This is a genomic window from Mesorhizobium loti CJ3sym (assembly GCF_000472785.1).
Taxonomy (GTDB): Bacteria; Pseudomonadota; Alphaproteobacteria; order Rhizobiales; family Rhizobiaceae; genus Mesorhizobium; species Mesorhizobium loti_E.
The window spans coordinates 238,845-255,933 of sequence record NZ_AXAL01000006.1 but is presented as its reverse complement, the minus strand read 5'-3'; the positions used below and the strand labels follow the sequence as shown (position 1 = coordinate 255,933).

The window sequence follows — 17,089 nt, the reverse complement described above, 5'->3', positions numbered from 1 at the left end:
TTAGGCCACAGGCCGGCCTTCGCTAGCCTCCAGTACGGCAAACCATTGCTGGCGGTCGAGGTTGATTTCCAGCGCCTTGGCCATGGCCACCAGCCGTTCCGGCTTCATCGACCCCAGCACCGGCACCGGCCTGGCAGGATGACGCAGCAGCCAGGCGATGGCGACGGTGGCGAGATCGCCGGCACCGATTTCGGCGGCCACCGCGGCGAGCGCCGCCCGCACCCTTGCTTCGCGCGCCTCCTTGCCGGTGAACAGCGAGCCGCCGCCGAGCGGCGACCAGATCATTGGTGGATAGGCCAGACGCTGCGCATGGTCGAGGCTGCCGTCGGTCAATGCGGACGTCTTCAGCACCGACATCTCGATCTGGTTGGTGGCGAGCGCAAACGGCAGCCGCGACGCCAGGAGATCGAACTGCGACGGCGTGAAATTGGAAACGCCGACCGCCCTCGCCTTGCCCGCCTTGACCAGCCCGGCCAATGCCGCCGCCGTCTCGTCGGCGTCCATCAACGGATCCGGCCGGTGCAGCAGCAACAGGTCGAGATAATCCGTGTGGAGATTGGCCAGTGAGCGGTCGACCGAAGCCAAGATATGAGCGCCACTGGTGTCATAGTGCTTCAGCCGGTTTTGCGGCCGGTTGGCCGAGGCCAGCATGATGTCGCATTTCGAGATCAGCTCGATGTCTTCGCGCTTGCCTTTCCAGCGCGACAGCCCGGCACCGAAGGCCGCCTCGACTTCGTAATTCCCATAGATGTCGGCATGGTCGAAGCTGGTCAGGCCGAGATCGACAGCGCTGCCGATCAGCCGGGCAACTTGATCGGCATCCGGACGGGCGCCGCCGTCGAGCAGGCGCCACGCACCGAAGACCAGCCGCGACAGCGACACCCCGTCTTTGGTCAGCGCAATGCGGCTGTCATGGCTCATATCCGCGCTCCATCTTCCGCAACGGTGCTCACGGCCCTGACCGCTGCCGGCCGCGCCACCTTGGTGACGAAGACGATGACCGCCAGCACCAGGAAACACGCGCCTACCAGATAGGGCGCGCCGCCGAAGGTCACCGGCGCACTTGGCCCGGTGAACCACGAAAAGATCCCGGTATAGAGCAGCGGCGTGATGATGGAGGTGATCGAGAAGATCGACGTCATCGCACCTTGCAATTCGCCCTGTGCCGAAGGCGGCACCTTGGCAGCGGCGAGGCTCCTCAGCGGCGGATCGGCCAGAGCTTCGAGACAACCGAAGACGATCACCGCATAGACCATCCAGCCTTGCGACGCGAAGGCATAGCCGAACGCGCTGGCCGCCGTGAAGGTCAGGCCGATGACCGCTGTCCGCCACTCGCCGAGTCTCAGGATCACGCGCGGCAGCACCGTGCCCATGATGATCGCGCCGCACAGCCCGAAGGCACCGAGCGAAAGACCTATCTGCTGCTGGCTCCAGCCATAGCGATAGCTGGAGACGAACGACCACACCGCCGGGTACATCATGTGGCCTAGCGTCACCAGGAAAAAGACCAGCCCGATCCAGCCAATGCCCTCGTACTGGCGCATCTGCAGAAGCGTGCCGACGGGATTGGCGCGTTTCCACTCGAAGCGGCGACGGTGCTTTTCATCGAGCGTTTCGGGCAGCAAGAACATCGCGATCAGGAAATTCACGAAGGCGAGCCCGGCGGCGAAGTAGAACGGAACGCGCGGTCCGAACGTGCCGAGCAATCCGCCCAGCACGGGGCCGATGACGAAGCCGACGCCGAAGGCAATGCCGAGCAGGCCGAAATTCTTCGCCCGGTTCTCGTCATTCGAGATGTCGGCGATAAAGGCCGATGTCGTCGAATAGCTGGCGCCCGAAATGCCGGCCAGCACACGCCCGATAAACAGCATCGGATAGGACCAGGCGATGGCGCAGATCAGGTTGTCGATCGAAAAGGTCAGCACCGAGGCGAGCAGGATCGGCCGCCGTCCGAACCGGTCGCTCAAACCGCCCATGATCGGCGCGAAGAAGAACTGCATGGCCGCATAGACGAAGAACAGCCAGCCGCCTTCGATCGCCGCACCACTGATGCTGACGCCGGTCAATTCCCTGAGATAGGCCGGCAACACCGGCATGATCATGCCGAAGCCGATAATGTCGAGCAGCAGCGTGGTGAAAACCAGCGCAAGGCCCCGCCTGGCGGTTTTGGGGTCGATCATGACGGGTCAAGCTCCTCAGCAGCCCTGGCGCAGGCGAACGCACCTTATAGGCGAGCCGGAAGAAAGGAACAATGCGGGAACAGGCGACAATGTTCGATCCTGACATTCCCTGACGACGCCTTCGCCACCAGGGAATTGCCGTGAGTCGAGTGCTTAAAGCGGCCCAGTCAGCGTGTCGCAATCCGACAGCTTGCCGCTCTTGTAGCCGCGCGCCAGCCAGGTCTGCCGCTGCTGCGAGGTGCCATGGTTGAAGCTTTCAGGCACGACATAGCCCTGCATCTTCTTCTGCAGCGTGTCGTCGCCGATCTGCTTGGCGGCGTTCAGTGCGCTTTCGATGTCGCCCTGCTCCAATATGCCCTTCTGCGCGGTGAAATGCGCCCACACGCCGGCGAAGCAGTCCGCTTGCAGCTCGATGCGCACCGACATCTGGTTGGCGTCGGCCTCGCTCGCGCCTTGCCGCGCCTGATCAAACTTCGCCATGGTGCCCAACAGGTTCTGGACATGGTGGCCAACTTCATGCGCGATGACATAGGCCCGCGCGAACTCTCCCGACGCACCGAATTGCTGGTCGAGCTGCTGGAAGAAGGTCATGTCGAGATAGACCTTGTGGTCGCCAGGACAATAGAAAGGCCCCGCCGACGAGGAGGCAGAGCCGCATGCAGAGCGGATTTGCCCACTGAACAGCACCAACTTCGGGTTCTCATAGGTCAGGCCTTGCGACTTGAAGATGCCGGTCCAGGTATCTTCGGTCTCGGCCAGCACGGTGGCCACGAACTGCTTCATCTCGTCATTGGCGGGTGCTGCGCCGCTGTTCTGACCGCCGCTGTTGTCAGTGACCTGGCCGCCACCGCCCGGCAGCAGGCTGCCATCGCCGCCGCCCAGGATCGCAGAAGGATCGAAGCCGAAGTACCATCCGGCGATCACCACCAGAATGACGAGGAGGATGCTGCCGCCGCCACCGGTCCGCCCGCCGATGGGCAGTTGGAAGCCGCCACCGCCACCACCGATCCCGCCGCCGCCGCTATCGCTGCGGTCGTCCTCGATATTGTCACTCTGACGACGGCCTCTCCAGAGCATGGCAACTCCTCGCGCTGCAAACTTCCTCGTTGCTCCGGCATGCCGGCTCAACCCAACAAACAATTATCCCAATGGTTGCGCCAAGTCACAGCATTTTTCGTCACCGGGCCGACGCCGGCATGATGGCTCCAGCGCACTGGCCGATCCCGGCGAAGGCCTGTAGCATCGCCGCAAACAAAGGGGCATGAGGCTGAAGACGGTCGGTCAATTCCTGTCGCTGCTCGCGGCGCTGCTTAGCCTTGGTCTAGCAAGCGCCGGCGCGGTGACGCTCGATTCCAGCGTTGCCGTCACCGATCCGGCCACCTTGCAAGCCCTGGAGCGCGGCGGCCTGTCGATCAGCCGGCTGCTCGGCCCCGCGCTCGGCCTCACCCGCGACGTCGACAATCGCGGGCTGTTTTCGGTGCCGGCGCTGGCCACGGTGCGCGACACGGTCAAGCAGGAAATATCAGACGAGCCAAAGAGCAGCCCCGACCCTTACGTCGCCGCCATGGCCAGATCGAAGGACACCAGCCAGACGTTCAACCCGAAATATATCGACGACGACGGCTCGACGCTTGACCTGACCGGTGTCGTCAACCGCATGGATCGCGGCTATCTCGGCCACACCGAATGCGGCGAGATCCGGCTGATCTACCGCTTCCACTATTCGGTCGCGGAAAAGCCGGCCAAGGGCGAAGTGGCGCAGCGTATTTCCTCGCGCCTGCCGCTTACCATGAGCCTGGTGTTCAACGCCAAGCCTGGAAAGGCGCAGGCCCGCGCGTCGAAGGATTTGCCAAGCGCCACCGACGCATCCTGCGCCGACATCGCCCAGCGCTGGCTGGCCGCCGGCCAGAACGACCTGCCCCCCGAACAGCTTGCGGCATGGCTGCGTTCCGACGAAGGGCCGCTGTCCGGCGCGATGCTGAATTCTTCGCAGATCATGCGGCTCGAACTCAACATGCAGGTGCTCAGGCTGTCGGCCTCGACACGGCGCGATTTCGGCGGCCATGCCGAATACCTGCTGAAGATCTTCAAATGGGATCCGGCGACGTCGAGCTTTTATGAATCGAAGATGGAAAACCAGATCGACCGGCCAACGGTGCTGGCCGACAAGCCGGCTTTCGCCAAATGGCTGCTCACTGACCGCAACATCTATGACCTCGACCATGGCCGGCTGATCATCGACGAGAAATTCCTGGCCAAAAGCGCCGTCTCGGTCGCACCGGGCGGCTTGAGCCGTTCGCAGAACAACATCGTCTATGGGCTGGTCGACGACGCCGATATCGACAAGGCGCTGAAGGATTATGTCGCCAAGGGCAACACGCTCGCCACCATCAAGTCGGTCGCCGGCTTTGATCTGCGGCTGAACGAAATGACCTGCACAGGCTGCCACCAGACGCATGGCATTGCCGGCTTCCACTACACCGGCGCCGACCCGGCCAGCGAGCCGCGCCGCAACGCCGTCTTCGTGCCGGGCTCGGCCGTCTTCTTCGCCGACCTGCCGCGCCGCCGCGCCATCGTCGAGCAGTTCGCCGCCGGCGGCCATCCGGATTTCACCAGGGGTTTCGCCGCCCGTCCGGACCAGAAATACGTCGAGGCGCTCAAGGGCACCGACCTCTACAATGGCTGGGGCTCGATCTGCTATCGTGGCGACGACGCAAGCTTCAAGGACTGGACCTGCGGCTCTGGCCTGCGCTGCGCCGGCGTTCACGAAAGCGCCATCCATCCAGGCTTCGGCACCTGCGTCAGCGAGAAGGGAACGGCGGTCGGCGACCCCGTGGAGTTCGGCGAGATCAAGATGTCGACATGGGGCAATGACCAATATTGCCGCCTGTCGCCGGCAACTGCCAAGGCCTGCGCCATCGACCCTGCACGTGACAAGAAACCGGTGGTCAAGCTTGCCGGCTATGGTGCGGCGCGCCAGCGCTACGACAACCCCGAACAGAAGACCGGCGGCTTTCCCGGCGGCATGCTGCGCAAGGCGACCTGCGACAAGCTTCCCGACGAGGCGAGTTGCGGCAGGCTGGCCAAGACCGGCTTCAACGATTGCATCGCCTCGGGCAAGGACCACAAATTCTGCACCAAGGAATTCACCAAGACCGCCGGCCTGCGCGCCTGCGACAAGGCGCATCCCTGCCGCGAGGACTATATCTGTACCGCCGGCTATGACGATCTGCCAGAGGCAAAGCCCGGCGAAGGCACCTGCATCCCGCCCTATTTCATCTTCCAGTTCCGCGTCGACGGCCACCCCAGAAGCTGGGTGCAGGATGTCCGTGAGTGAACACGCTTGATTGCAGCGTCCAGGCGCATTCGGGCAAACGATTAGCCGACAGCCGCTGACGTCCGCGAGGCCTCAGTCTTTCTGCTTGGCGCCGGCGCTCTTGCCGTCGGAGCTTTTCGAGCGCTCCTCGAAACGGGCGGCACCCTTCTTCAGGGGATGACCCGTCTCGGCCTCGGTCTTGCGCTCGTCCTTGGCCGCTGCCTGCTGCAACCCCTTGGCGGCCTGCTTGCCCTTCGCGGTCGGTGCCTTTTCGATGCCCATTGCTTCCTCCCTGCGCGCGATATCGCGCGATGTCAGAAGCAACGTGCGTAACATCAGGCGGTTCCGATGGCTCGTCGGTCAGGAAACTCGCCAGCTCAGCGCGGCGCCGTCATCGCCTTGCGGAACGCCTCCAGCGTCTCGGCGCTGACGTGGTGCTCGATGCCCTCGGCATCGACGCGCGCCGTCTCGGCACTGACGCCGAGCGAGCGCAAGAAGGCTTCCACCGTCTGGTGGCGGATGCGGCTTTCCTCCGCCACCTTGCGGCCGGCATCGGTCAGGAACACGCCGCGATAGGGTTTTCTGGAAACGAGCCCGTCGGCGCACAGCCTGGTCAGCATCTTGGCCACCGTCGGCTGGGCGACGCCGAGCCGTGCGGCGATATCGACCTGACGTGCCTCATTGCCGTCCTCGATCAGATCGGCGATCAGCTCGACATAATCCTCGACCAGCGCGCTGCGGCGCGCTTGGCGCTGCTGCCGGAAGCCTTCCGAATGGACATCGGCGTCGGGCAGTGGTTCGCGCGGGAGCGGTCTGTTCTTCAGCGCCAATGCGCGCTCCTCCTCGGCAGTTTAGCCATCGCTGCTTTTATAGCACGGGCTCTGATTCTTCAGGCCGTTTATTTGCATTCCCCCACAGGCACAACCGGCGTTTCCGATTCCCCCTTTCGCACCCGCCGCCGCACGCCAGATAAAAAGCACCGACAATGAAATATAGCCTATTGCATAATGTTGAGCCGTGGCATAGCTTGTCGATATCCAGCAGAAGTCTCGGAAAGCGTTTCCATGTCAGAAGCAGAAGCCTCAGCCCCCAGGTCCTCATGGCGGTTCGCCAGGCAGGACGAGGACGACCAGCCCAGCCTGCGCGAAGTCAATTCCACCATCGCGGTGCCGAGCTCGGGCGTCTGGTTCCGTCGGCTGATCGCCTTCATGGGACCAGGCTACATGGTTTCGGTCGGCTATATGGACCCGGGCAACTGGGCGACCGACCTCGCCGGCGGCGCCCAGTTCGGCTACACGCTTTTGTTCATCATCATGCTGTCCAACCTGATGGCGATCCTGCTGCAGGCGCTCGCCGCCAGGCTCGGCATCGCCACCGGCCGCGATCTCGCCCAGGCCTGCCGCGCCTACTATCCCCGTCCCGTCAATTTCGTGCTGTGGATCGCCTGCGAGCTCGCCATCATCGCCTGCGACCTCGCCGAAGTCATCGGCACCGCGATCGCCCTGCAGCTCCTGTTCGGCATTCCGCTGATCGGCGGCGCCATGCTCACCGCGCTCGACGCCTTCCTCGTGCTGCTCTTGATGAACAAGGGGTTCCGCTATCTCGAAGCCTTCGTCATCGCGCTTCTGATCATCATCTTCAGCTGCTTTGCCATCCAGATCTTCGTCGCCGCCCCGCCGGCCGGCACGATCCTGCACGCCATGTTCGTGCCGTCGTCCGAAATCGTCACCAACCCGGCAATGCTCTACATCGCCATCGGCATCATCGGCGCCACGGTCATGCCGCACAATCTCTATCTGCACTCCTCGATCGTGCAGACCCGCGCCTATGAACGCACCGAAAAGGGCAAGCGTGACGCCATCAAATGGGCAACCACGGACTCCACCATTGCCCTGATGCTGGCGCTGTTCGTCAATGCCGCCATCTTGATCGTCGCGGCGGTCGCCTTCCACGACACCGGCCACCAGGATGTCGCCGAGATCGGCCAGGCCTTCGAGCTTTTGTCGCCGCTCTTGGGCCTCGGCATCGCCTCGATCCTGTTCGCCGTGGCGCTGCTGGCATCGGGCCTGAACTCGACGGTGACGGCGACACTGGCCGGTCAGATCATCATGGAAGGGTTCCTGCGCCTGCGCATCCCCAACTGGGCGCGCCGGCTTCTGACGCGCGGCCTCGCCATCATCCCGGTTGTGGTGGTCACCGCGCTCTACGGCGAAAAAGGCACCGGCCAGTTGCTGGTGTTCAGCCAGGTTGTCCTGTCGATGCAGCTTCCCTTCGCGGTGGTGCCGCTGGTGCAGTTCGTCTCCGACAAAAAGAAGATGGGCAAGCTCGCCATTCCACGTGGCGTCGCCGCACTTGCCTGGGTGGTCGCGGCGATCATCCTCGTGCTCAACTTCAAGCTGCTCTACGACACCATGTTCGGGGTCGGCTAAGGTCCGCCGGATCGCGAGACAAACCGCCAAATAGCGCTATGTTCTCTCGCGTCATGAGCAACATTGAAGACATCAGGAAATTCTACGCGCGGCTGATGGCGGTCAATGCCGCCTCATCCGATCCGCGCCTGGAAGAGGTATTCGCCAGCGTGCCGCGCGAGACCTTTCTCGGTCCCGGGCCGTGGACGATCGTCGCCGGCAACGGCAAGATCACCACGCCGAGCGCCGACCCGGCCCATGTCTACCAGAACGTGCTGGTGGCGCTCGATGCCGACAAGGGCATCAACAATGGCGAGCCGTTCCTGCACGCCACATGGATTGGAAAGCTGGCGCCGCAGCCCGGTGAGGTCGTCTCCCATATCGGCGCCGGCACCGGCTACTACACTGCCTTGCTCGCCAGTCTGGTTTCACCAGGCGGCAGCGTCACCGCCTTCGAGCTGGACGAGAGACTGGCCGAACTGGCGCGCAACAATCTCGAAGCCTATCCAAATGCGACCGTCGTCCATGGCGATGCCGTCACCACGCCCTTGCCGCCGTCTGACATCATCTATGTCAACGCCGGCGTCGTCGCCCCTCCGGCCGGATGGTTGAAGGCGTTGCGCCCCGGCGGCCGTATGATCTTCCCCTGGCGCCCGGCCGAGCGCATCCCGCTCGCAATGCTGGTGACCCGCACCGAAAAGGGCTTTGCCTGCGATCCGTTCATGCGCGCCTGGTTCATCCCATGCTTCGGTGCTTCGCTTATAGATCTTGCAGCGAAGATCCCGACACGCGAGCAGGCCACCCGCAGCCGCTCGATCTGGCTGACGAGCGATAAGGCGCCGGACCGCACCGCAACCGCCATCTTTGGTGATGTCTGGTTTTCGTCAAAAAGCCTTGGCGCCAAGCCCGACAACTGACGCAGTAATGGGCGCGCTTGCCCAAAACTTTCTTGGCACGGTCTCGCTGAAACTGTGGTCAGTTCTAAGGCAAACCTGCCTGCGCGTAGGGCGTGCCTACCATGGCGGATTCCTGGCCTCTTGTTCCCCGGTCGATCACCGCGAGAAAGCTGGATTTCGCCTTCTCGGCATCATGGCTCTCTCGGTAGACCCGATGCGCCTGGATGAAAGCCACGGTCCATGTCGCCAGGACCAGATTGGCCGCCAGATGAGCGTCGGGATCGGCCGGTTCCCTGCCGACGCTATCGGCGAGTGCCACCGCCACGAACTGTGCGAGTTCGTCGCGTATTGCCCTCGCCCGGGCAATCAGGGTGGGGCTTTTCTCAATGGTCTCCACGAAGTTCTGGCTTCCCGGGAAGAAGCGTATGTAAGGCTGCTCTTCCGTAGCGACCCGATGCGCGAGCCGACGTATCGCTTCGATTGGAGCGACATTTGCGTCGCGCTCCCGCAAGGCCGCGAGAAGCTTCTCGCGGCCTTCTTCGTCGCGGTCGAAGAACATGTCTTCCTTGCGGGGGAAATGATTGAACACCGTCATCCGCCCGACATCGGCTGCCTCCGCGATCTCGTCCACCGTCACGTCATCGAAGCCGCGCGCAATGAAAAGACGCGTCGCGGCGTCGGAGATGGCTTGTCGTGTGACGAGACGCTTACGGGTTCGACGATCGGTTGGCATTACCAAGTCCCCAAACTCAATAGATATGCTCAGTATAACATTATATTTGATACATATAAATCCTACGTACGCGATCGGATGGAATATAGGCAAAAGCACGCTCCCGTTGCGGTAGCCGCGCCTAACCAAATCGTACTCGTTTCCGGGGCGAGTTTCAGCGGACTGGCAACCGCGTATCGAATGAATAAAATCGGCAGACAGTCGAAACCCTGGTGATCAAGCCGCCTGTGGCCGCCGCGCCAACCCATCACGGATATGCCGCGCGAATTCCTGCGCCGCCGGACCGACGCCATGCCTGGGCAAATGCAAATTGATGGCAAAATTCGGCAGCGCCGGCAGGCCGGACTCGGATGGCAAGATGTCGAGATCTGGAGGCACGGTCGAAGCGAGCCAGGCGGTGACGGCGAGATCGGAGCGCACCGTTGCCGTCGTCGCGTCGATGTTGCCATTCTCGAACACGGTGCGCCATTCCAGCCCGTGCTCATTGAGCGCCGACAGCACCACCGGGCGGAAGGCGCAGGTGTCGGCAACGATCGATACCGGCAGCGGCCGCTTGGCGCGCGCGACTCCGCCTTTGGCGCCAACCCAGACCAGCCGGTCAATGGCCAGGCATTCGCCTGATGTCGGACCGACCCGTTCCTCGATCACAGCAAGGTCGATGGTGCCGGCCGCAAGGGCGGAGGCCAGTTCCGGCGACGAGGCGCAGACCAGCGAGATCTCGACCTGCGGATAGGTTTCCGCATAGGCCTTCAGCACCGGCGCCAGCAAGGTGCCGACCAGATCGTAGGGCACGCCGAGCCGCACCTGGCCGGCGACAGCACTGCCCGCCATCTCGGCCCAGATCTCGTCATTGAGGCTGAGCAGGCGCCTGGCCTTGTCGAACAGCCGCTCGCCGGACCGCGTCAGGCGCAAGCCGCGCCGGTCGCGCTCGAACAGGCTGCAGCCAAGCGTCTCTTCCAGCCTTTTGACCTGCTGGCTGACAGCCCCTTGCGTCAGATGCAGCGCGTTGGCCGCCGCCGTCATGCTGGCCTTGTCGGCAACGGTCACGAAGGTACGCACCAGCGCGGTATCGAGATTGCGGATCATATCAGCATTATAGATGCTAATGCCTGACATCACAAACATTGCATTTACTGATGTCGGCCCAAGCCTACCATGGAGCTTCCGAAAAAGGACGCCCCATGCTCCAGCCCATCCTGCCGCTGATCCTGTTTGCCTTCGTGGCCACCGCCACGCCCGGCATCGCCACCACCTTGTCGACCGCCTCGGGCGCGCAGTTCGGCTTTCGCCGGTCGGTTCCGCTGATGATCGGCAGTGCCGCTGGCCTCGCTACCGTGACGGGTGCAGCGGCGGCGGGACTCGCCGGCCTGCTGCTCGCGGTGCCTTCACTGCAACTGGCGATGAAGGTGATCGGCTCGCTCTATCTGCTGTGGCTGGCGATCAAGATCGGCCGCGCCGGGCCGCCCAATCTCGATGTCACCATGGCCAAGCCCAACAGCTTCCTCGGCGGCGCCGGCATCCAGTGGATGAACCCCAAGGGCTGGGCGATGGGGCTGGGCGCGGCGGCTTCGTTCGCCGCATTGGCCGACGGGCCGGGACAACTCGCTTTGCTGCTCGGCTCGACTTTCGGCCTCACCGCCGCCATCTCGCTGTCCATCTGGTGCGTCGCCGGCATGGTGCTGGCCCGGTTGCTCAAGACCGAAAGGCAATGGCGCGCGCTCAACATCGTGCTGGCCCTGGTGTTGGCGGCGTCGATCATCCCGATGTGGCGGACGCATTAAAACGTCGGCCTTGCAGAACCTGGGGGGCTTGCCGCAACCAGAGCGCCTATGCTGCGCAGGTCGACCCCCACTCCGTCGCGCTTCGCTCGACACCTCTCCCCCGATCGACGGGGTAGAGGAAAGGCGCCAAGCTTTTTGCCGTCAACGCTTGTCCAGCAACGCTCCCTTCCTTTCCCTCCGGAGGGGGAAAGGTGGCGCTGCGAAGCGGCGACGGATCGGGGGAACCACGTGGCAATCAAGCCCCGCGCTGATCAGTCACGCCAGTCACAAAAGATGTGTGCACAGCGCAGCGACAGAGCGGGGACAGAGGCGGCCCCTCAAACCCCGTAACGAGCGGCGGGCTTGTCGGCGTGCAGGCTGCCGTAAAACGCTTGCCGAGCGCCGAGGAAGACGTCCAGCTTGGCCGCATCGACAAGCGCCGGCACGGTGACGGCTTCGCCCTTGGCCAGGCCGACAAGCGCGGCATCGACCATGTCGTCGGCGCTCATGATGATTTCCTTTGGAAGCTGGTCGATGTCGCTGCCGGCAAGTTCCCAGAAATCGGTCCGCGTCGCGCCCGGCAGCACCGCCTGCACCTTCACATTGGTGCCGGCGACCTCACGGTGGAGAGCCTCGGTGAAGTTGACGACATAGGCCTTGGTGCCGCTGTAGATGCCGCCGAACGAGGTATCGAAGGCAAGCACCGAGGCGATGTTGACGATGGCGCCCCGGTTGCGCGCCAAGAACCCCGGCAATACTGCACGGGTCAGGCGGGTCAAGGCGATGACATTGACCTTGATCATGCGCTCGGCCACGTCCGCATCCGCCGTTGCAACGACCTGCGCGCCGCCAAGTCCGGCATTGTTGACGAGCAGCGTCACGCTGTCGTCGGCTGCTATCACCCGCTCGACACGGCGCACATCATCGTCGTTGGAAAGATCGGCTGTGATGAAGCTGACCTTGCGGTCGTAGGCGTAGCGCAGCTTCTCGGCCAGCTCCTCGAGCCGGTCGGCGCGTCGCGCCACCAGAACCAGATCATAACCCTGCCCTGCCAGCCGGTCCGCATAAACCGCGCCGATGCCCGATGAAGCACCGGTGACGACCGCCGTGCCCTTGTTTGTTTGTCCGCTCATTGTCCTGTTCCTTCGTTGCTGCCTGGCGAGACAGGCCGATGTCCCTCGTCCCGCCGCCCAATTTCTAATTAGTGGCATATGCCACTTTCAGGGAAATAGGTATATGCCACTATCTTGTCAACGGAGGCGACAGAAACTATTTCTGCGGCAGGCCGGCGCACGCTTTTGCCGGCGAGGAACCGTGATGACCAAGACTGCGATGCCGGGATTCAGCCCTTGCAACAATGCAACGTTGCGGCGTGCCGCGCGCAAGCTCGGCCGCTTCTATGACGATGTGATCTCGCCTTCGGGCCTGAAGGGCACGCAATACGGCCTGCTTTACCAGATCTACGTCAGCAACGAGCCGGCGATGGGCACCATAGCCGAGGCGATGGTCATGGATCTGTCGGCGCTCGGCCACACGCTGAAGCCGCTGATCCGCGACGGCTTTGTCGAAGCCTTCGCCGACAAGGACGATCGCCGCGTCAAGCGGGTGCGGCTGACACGCCAGGGCCTCGCCAAGCTGGAAGAGGCAACGAAATTGTGGAGCATTGCCCAGCAGCGCTTCGAGACCATGGTCGGCACGCAACGGGCTGCCGACCTGCGCGCCATGCTGGATGAAGTCGCCGCGCTGGACTATGGACCGCCAGAGGCCGCTCTTCCCGACTGAACGGGCGGCCTCCAATCATATCTCGGGGAAGTTTTACTCTGCCGGCATGGCCACCGGCCGCGCCAGCATCCGCCCGGCCAGCACGATGCCGAGCCCGATCAACGGGAAGGCAGCGGCGACCAGGCCGAGATCGGCTGGCGCGCCGTAGCGCAGCACGCCACCGCCGACCACCGCGCCCAGCGCCACGCCGAGATAGAGCGCCGAGCCGTTGAGCGACAGCACGATCGGGGCGGCATCGGGCGCCAGCCTGATGATGCGGCTGGCCTGCGCCGGCGGGAACGCCCAGCCGACAATGCCCCACGGCACCATCATCGCCATCAGCGCCGGGCCGGCAATATGCTGCGGCAGGAAGGTCGGGATGACCGAGAGCATCACCAGCATGGCCGCGCTCAGCGTCAGCGACCAGCCGACGGTGCGGGTGGCGCCGAAACGGTCGGCCGCCTGGCCGCCGGCAATGTTACCGATGACCGCGCCGACGCCGAAGGCAAGCAGCATGCCGGGCAGCGCGATTTCGCTTAAGCCGCCGCTCTCTATGGCCAGCGGCGCGACATAGGCAAAGACGGTGAAGGCGCCGGTCAGCGCCAGCAATGTCGTCAGAAGGATCGGCATCACGCCGGGCCGCATGGCGGCCGCCAGCCTGCGCTTCAGCGGCAGCTTGGTGCCGACGATGCCGCGCGGCAGCCTGTACCAAAGGATCGCGCCGGCGAGCGCGCCAAGCCCGGCAATGGCATAGAAGGTGCCACGCCAGCCGGCGAAGGCCGCCACCAGCGCACCGAGCGGCGCGCCGACCGCGACCGCCACCGTGGTGCCGCCGACGACGACGGCAATGGCGCGCGCCCGGTGATGATCGTCGACCAGCGCCACCGCCGTGCCTTGCGCGGTCGCGGCAAACAGGCCCGACGACAGTGCCATGATGATGCGCGCGATCAACAGCACTTCGAAGGAGGAGCTCATGGCGGCGACGACATTGCCGACAACGAAGAACACCAGCGTCCACAAGATGACGCGGCGCCGGTCCCATTCGCCGGTCAGCGTCGCCAGGATCGGCGTGCCGACCGCATAGGCGAGCGCGAAGGCGGTGATCAGCGTGCCGGCGAGCGGAATGGAAATGCCGGCATCCCGGGCGATGTCGGGCAGAAGGCTGGAGATGACGAAGCCTTCGGTCGAAATCGCAAACGATCCGAGCGCAAGCCAGAATATCCGCTTGTCCATGGGGAGTGTCCTTAGTTCAAAAGTTATTGAACAATTGGACATAGCAGGGTATGATGTCAATGAAGCCAGGGCAAAATAGCTGAACCTTCCTGACAGCCCTGTGTCAGCACGGTCGTTCGGTATGGGTCGAAATGGGAGAAACAGTGTGCAGGGCAGGCGTTGATCGGCTCGTTGAAATCGGCTTGAACTGTGCTTAGGTTCCAGCCATGACGTTACCTCATCCCAATTCGGACCAGATCAGCCTGCCCATCGTGCTTGGCGTGCTCGGCGACCCCACGCGGCTTGCCATCGTGCGCTATCTTGCCAGCAAGGAAGGCGTGCCGCTGAACTGCAGCCAGTTCCTCGATCTCGGCTCGAAGACCAATCTCAGCTATCACCTCGCCAAATTGCGCGAGGCCGGCGTCACCCGTGCCGAAGTGGTCGGCACCAACCGCATGATCACGCTGCGCCGCGCCGATCTCGACGCCCGCTTCCCCGGCCTGCTCGACAGCGTCATTGCCGCTGCCGTGGACGACCCCGCACTGCCGGCGGTCGGCGGCCACGACATCGAGGTTCCGGCCTGACCTTACAGGACTTGGAGCCCAAATCGGGATAGGTTTGCCCCTTCCAACCAGTCATTTGTCAGTCCCCGGAGCCTCCCCGCATGCGCATTGCAGTCCTCGCCGACATCCACGGCAACGTCCTGGCGCTCGACGCCGTCCTTGAGGACTTGGCGCGGCGCGGCGGCGCCGATCTCACCGTCAATCTCGGCGACAGCGTTTCCGGGCCGCTGTGGCCGCGCGAGACGTTTGAGCGGCTCGAGGCGCTGAACCTGCCGACGGTGCGCGGCAACCATGACCGCCGCGTCGCCGTCGATCCCGCCGACGAGACGATGTGGGCGTCCGACGTCTATGCGCAGGAGCGGCTGACGCAGGCGCAGCTTGCGGTGCTGTTCGCCCAGCCGCTGACGCTGGAGATCGCGCCCGGCATCGTCGCCTTTCACGCCCGCCCCGACCACGACGAAAAATATCTGCTCGACGCGGTTGTCGATGGCCAGCTGGTGCGCGCGCCGCTGGCGGCGATCCGGCGGCGGCTGAAGGTGCTCGATCCGGCCTGCCGCATTGCGCTGTGCGGCCACAGCCACCGGGCGGAGCTGGTGCGCATCCCCAATGGCCCGGTGATCTTCAACCCGGGCAGCATCGGCTGCCCCGCCTATGACGATTCCACCCCGCCGGCGCATGTTTCCGAACAGGGTTCGCCGCATGCGCGCTACGGCATCGTGACGTTGGGAGACCTCGGCCAGCCCGACCGTTTCGAGGCCATCGCCGTCGACTACGACCATGAGGCCGCGGCCCGCCAGGCCGAACAGGCGGGGCGGCTGGAATGGGCCCACGCGCTCAGAACCGGGTTCATGCCAGGCTGAAACGACATCGCAGCCACACTCACGGCGCAAAATATCTCGCGTGTAGACACGGCGCCGCGCCGTCGCTTATAAAACCGGCTTCGCGTGCGGCAGCGTTTTTCGGGTCTGGCGGTGCCTTTGGTAATGCAATTGATCGCCCAAGTGATGAAGCGCCGAGTTACGCTCCGGACAACCCTTTACGCGCTGATGGCCGTACCGTCGCTTTTGGCGGCATTCGCGGCCGTTGTCCCCGCTCATGCCGAAGACACGCCGTTCATTTCCATCGTCACGGGCCTGGCTCCCGACGATCTGCTCAATGTCCGCGCCAAGCCGTCGGCAATCGGCAAGACCGAGGCCCGCCTGGCGGCCGGTGCAAGCGTCAGAAACCTCGGCTGCAACGATATAGACGGTCGCCCCTGGTGCATGGTCGAGTCGGACAATCCGAAAGTCACCGGCTGGACGCCGGCGCGGTACCTCGTTCCGGTCAACCCGGCCAAAGTACCCAACCCCGACGAAGCAACGCCCATTGCCGCCGCTACGGATGCCAGTCAGGCGCCGCCGGCTAATGGCGCAGCCGCTGCAACGCCCCCTGTCGCCGGCGCGGCACCAGCCGCTGCCTCGGTCAGTGCCACCTCTCCCGCCAACCCCGTCGTCGCACAGACCGAGGCCGCCTCGCCGCCCGACCTGACGGCGCGTCTTGGCGACGTCACGCATGCGGCTGCGCCGGAAGCACCGGTCAAGTCGGCCACAGCCACCGCTATGCAGGATGCCTACGGCCTGGCGCTGGCGGCGCAAGACAATCCGACGACAAGCGAAATCAAGAGCCCCATCCAGGCTCCGGAAGCGGTGGCAGCAGTGACCGTCACCCCGCCGCCTTCGACCCCCGTCATAACGGCCCCGGCGACAACTGTCTCGGCAGCGCCCGTGCCGACGACGCCAGCCGCCAACGCCGCCGGGCAACCCGTCGAGGAGGCCGCCGGCGCTCCGGTTGCTGACGCCGCTCCGGCCGCCGATGACAGCCCGGCCGTGGCGGCGCCTGGAATTCCGGTGCCGACGCCGCGCCCCGACAGCAAGGCCGAGGAACCCGCAATCGACCCGCAGACCGTGGCGCGGGTGGAACCGACGCAGGTCCACGCGCCGGATGCAACAGGCGAAATCCCTTGCGCCCGCTATGTCGGCCAGCCGATGGCACGCTGCGCGGTCAGCGTGGTACGCAGCGGCGGCGACAAGGCCGACATCACCGTGACCTGGCCCGACGGCGGCACCCGCGTGATTTCCTTCTATGCCGGCCAGCCCGCCGGCTCTAACTCGCGCAGCGACTTCCGCTTCACCCGGGAAGGCACCCTCAACATGATCCGCGTCGGCGTCGCCGAGCGGTTCGAGATCACGGATCAGCTGGCGCTGGGGGATTAGCGATTAGG

General features: G+C 64.4%; 17 protein-coding genes. 8 read left to right on the top strand and 9 right to left on the bottom strand.

Features of this window, described 5'->3' with window-relative positions; all coding sequences use genetic code 11:
• From A3A9_RS0109960 to ypfJ, 3 genes are all read right to left on the bottom strand, one after another.
• Positions 1–921, bottom strand: a complete 921-nt coding sequence (locus tag A3A9_RS0109960; protein ID WP_027058654.1) for an aldo/keto reductase — start codon at positions 919–921, stop codon at positions 1–3.
• On the bottom strand, positions 918–2,180 hold the full coding sequence (locus A3A9_RS0109955; protein ID WP_027058653.1) for a TCR/Tet family MFS transporter: 1,263 nt from the start codon (positions 2,178–2,180) through the stop codon (positions 918–920). The genes A3A9_RS0109960 and A3A9_RS0109955 overlap by 4 nt, the downstream gene beginning before the upstream one ends.
• A 153-nt stretch (positions 2,181–2,333) precedes the next feature.
• Complete coding sequence (ypfJ, locus tag A3A9_RS0109950; protein WP_027058652.1) at positions 2,334–3,257, bottom strand: KPN_02809 family neutral zinc metallopeptidase; 924 nt, start codon at positions 3,255–3,257, stop codon at positions 2,334–2,336.
• A gap of 184 nt (positions 3,258–3,441) precedes the next feature.
• Between ypfJ and A3A9_RS0109945 the strand changes: the two genes are divergently transcribed.
• Complete coding sequence (locus A3A9_RS0109945; protein WP_027058651.1) at positions 3,442–5,517, top strand: hypothetical protein; 2,076 nt, start codon at positions 3,442–3,444, stop codon at positions 5,515–5,517.
• Positions 5,518–5,589: 72 nt separating this feature from the next.
• Here the strand turns inward: A3A9_RS0109945 and A3A9_RS0109940 are convergent, their stop codons facing one another.
• A complete protein-coding gene (locus A3A9_RS0109940) occupies positions 5,590–5,778 on the bottom strand; it encodes a hypothetical protein (protein WP_027058650.1) in 189 nt (62 codons plus the stop codon).
• A gap of 95 nt (positions 5,779–5,873) precedes the next feature.
• The gene (gene mntR / locus A3A9_RS0109935) at positions 5,874–6,326 is read right to left on the bottom strand and encodes a manganese-binding transcriptional regulator MntR (protein ID WP_027058649.1); all 453 of its coding nucleotides are present in this window, start codon (positions 6,324–6,326) and stop codon (positions 5,874–5,876) included.
• Between the two features lie 234 nt (positions 6,327–6,560).
• Here mntR and A3A9_RS0109930 point away from each other — a divergent pair, with 234 nt between their 5' ends.
• Positions 6,561–7,925, top strand: a complete 1,365-nt coding sequence (locus tag A3A9_RS0109930; protein ID WP_027058648.1) for an Nramp family divalent metal transporter — start codon at positions 6,561–6,563, stop codon at positions 7,923–7,925.
• Positions 7,926–7,978: 53 nt separating this feature from the next.
• Positions 7,979–8,821: a protein-L-isoaspartate O-methyltransferase family protein gene (locus tag A3A9_RS0109925; RefSeq protein ID WP_027058647.1), complete on the top strand. Its 843-nt coding sequence runs from the start codon at positions 7,979–7,981 to the stop codon at positions 8,819–8,821.
• A gap of 64 nt (positions 8,822–8,885) precedes the next feature.
• Here the strand turns inward: A3A9_RS0109925 and A3A9_RS0109920 are convergent, their stop codons facing one another.
• Positions 8,886–9,533, bottom strand: coding sequence for a TetR/AcrR family transcriptional regulator (locus A3A9_RS0109920; RefSeq protein WP_033838471.1), 648 nt, complete (start codon positions 9,531–9,533; stop codon positions 8,886–8,888).
• Between the two features lie 216 nt (positions 9,534–9,749).
• A complete protein-coding gene (locus A3A9_RS0109915) occupies positions 9,750–10,619 on the bottom strand; it encodes a LysR substrate-binding domain-containing protein (RefSeq protein ID WP_082221999.1) in 870 nt (289 codons plus the stop codon).
• Between the two features lie 95 nt (positions 10,620–10,714).
• Between A3A9_RS0109915 and A3A9_RS0109910 the strand changes: the two genes are divergently transcribed.
• A complete protein-coding gene (locus tag A3A9_RS0109910; protein WP_027058644.1) occupies positions 10,715–11,314 on the top strand; it encodes a LysE family translocator in 600 nt (199 codons plus the stop codon).
• 317 nt (positions 11,315–11,631) lie between these two features.
• Here A3A9_RS0109910 and A3A9_RS0109905 read toward each other — a convergent pair whose 3' ends face one another.
• Positions 11,632–12,426: an SDR family NAD(P)-dependent oxidoreductase gene (locus A3A9_RS0109905; RefSeq protein ID WP_027058643.1), complete on the bottom strand. Its 795-nt coding sequence runs from the start codon at positions 12,424–12,426 to the stop codon at positions 11,632–11,634.
• Between the two features lie 184 nt (positions 12,427–12,610).
• Between A3A9_RS0109905 and A3A9_RS0109900 the strand changes: the two genes are divergently transcribed.
• The gene (locus A3A9_RS0109900; RefSeq protein WP_027058642.1) at positions 12,611–13,075 is read left to right on the top strand and encodes a MarR family winged helix-turn-helix transcriptional regulator; all 465 of its coding nucleotides are present in this window, start codon (positions 12,611–12,613) and stop codon (positions 13,073–13,075) included.
• Positions 13,076–13,108: 33 nt separating this feature from the next.
• Here A3A9_RS0109900 and A3A9_RS0109895 read toward each other — a convergent pair whose 3' ends face one another.
• Entirely contained in the window at positions 13,109–14,287 is a 1,179-nt protein-coding gene (locus tag A3A9_RS0109895) for an MFS transporter (RefSeq protein WP_027058641.1), read from the bottom strand.
• A 206-nt stretch (positions 14,288–14,493) separates the two neighbouring features.
• Here A3A9_RS0109895 and A3A9_RS0109890 point away from each other — a divergent pair, with 206 nt between their 5' ends.
• The 3 genes from A3A9_RS0109890 to A3A9_RS45700 all read left to right on the top strand — a co-directional run bounded on the left by A3A9_RS0109890 (position 14,494) and on the right by A3A9_RS45700 (position 17,081).
• On the top strand, positions 14,494–14,850 hold the full coding sequence (locus A3A9_RS0109890; RefSeq protein WP_027058640.1) for an ArsR/SmtB family transcription factor: 357 nt from the start codon (positions 14,494–14,496) through the stop codon (positions 14,848–14,850).
• An 80-nt stretch (positions 14,851–14,930) separates the two neighbouring features.
• Positions 14,931–15,689, top strand: a complete 759-nt coding sequence (locus A3A9_RS0109885) for a metallophosphoesterase family protein (protein ID WP_027058639.1) — start codon at positions 14,931–14,933, stop codon at positions 15,687–15,689.
• Between the two features lie 123 nt (positions 15,690–15,812).
• Entirely contained in the window at positions 15,813–17,081 is a 1,269-nt protein-coding gene (locus A3A9_RS45700) for an SH3 domain-containing protein (RefSeq protein ID WP_245279006.1), read from the top strand.
• The last annotated feature ends 8 nt before the right edge of the window (positions 17,082–17,089 follow it).

Bases quoted from the DNA above. Each gene is read 5' to 3' on its own strand.
- A3A9_RS0109960 (WP_027058654.1), bottom strand. From the start codon at position 921: ATGAGCCATGACAGCCGCATTGCGCTGACCAAAGACGGGGTGTCGCTG.
- A3A9_RS0109915 (WP_082221999.1), bottom strand. From the start codon at position 10,619: ATGATCCGCAATCTCGATACCGCGCTGGTGCGTACCTTCGTGACCGTT.
- A3A9_RS0109905 (WP_027058643.1), bottom strand. From the start codon at position 12,426: ATGAGCGGACAAACAAACAAGGGCACGGCGGTCGTCACCGGTGCTTCA.
- A3A9_RS0109925 (WP_027058647.1), top strand. From the start codon at position 7,979: ATGAGCAACATTGAAGACATCAGGAAATTCTACGCGCGGCTGATGGCG.
- A3A9_RS0109885 (WP_027058639.1), top strand. From the start codon at position 14,931: ATGCGCATTGCAGTCCTCGCCGACATCCACGGCAACGTCCTGGCGCTC.
- A3A9_RS0109945 (WP_027058651.1), top strand. From the start codon at position 3,442: ATGAGGCTGAAGACGGTCGGTCAATTCCTGTCGCTGCTCGCGGCGCTG.
- A3A9_RS0109900 (WP_027058642.1), top strand. From the start codon at position 12,611: ATGACCAAGACTGCGATGCCGGGATTCAGCCCTTGCAACAATGCAACG.
- A3A9_RS0109890 (WP_027058640.1), top strand. From the start codon at position 14,494: ATGACGTTACCTCATCCCAATTCGGACCAGATCAGCCTGCCCATCGTG.
- A3A9_RS0109910 (WP_027058644.1), top strand. From the start codon at position 10,715: ATGCTCCAGCCCATCCTGCCGCTGATCCTGTTTGCCTTCGTGGCCACC.
- A3A9_RS0109895 (WP_027058641.1), bottom strand. From the start codon at position 14,287: ATGGACAAGCGGATATTCTGGCTTGCGCTCGGATCGTTTGCGATTTCG.
- A3A9_RS0109955 (WP_027058653.1), bottom strand. From the start codon at position 2,180: ATGATCGACCCCAAAACCGCCAGGCGGGGCCTTGCGCTGGTTTTCACC.
- A3A9_RS0109940 (WP_027058650.1), bottom strand. From the start codon at position 5,778: ATGGGCATCGAAAAGGCACCGACCGCGAAGGGCAAGCAGGCCGCCAAG.
- A3A9_RS0109920 (WP_033838471.1), bottom strand. From the start codon at position 9,533: ATGCCAACCGATCGTCGAACCCGTAAGCGTCTCGTCACACGACAAGCC.
- A3A9_RS0109930 (WP_027058648.1), top strand. From the start codon at position 6,561: ATGTCAGAAGCAGAAGCCTCAGCCCCCAGGTCCTCATGGCGGTTCGCC.
- A3A9_RS45700 (WP_245279006.1), top strand. From the start codon at position 15,813: ATGCAATTGATCGCCCAAGTGATGAAGCGCCGAGTTACGCTCCGGACA.
- ypfJ (WP_027058652.1), bottom strand. From the start codon at position 3,257: ATGCTCTGGAGAGGCCGTCGTCAGAGTGACAATATCGAGGACGACCGC.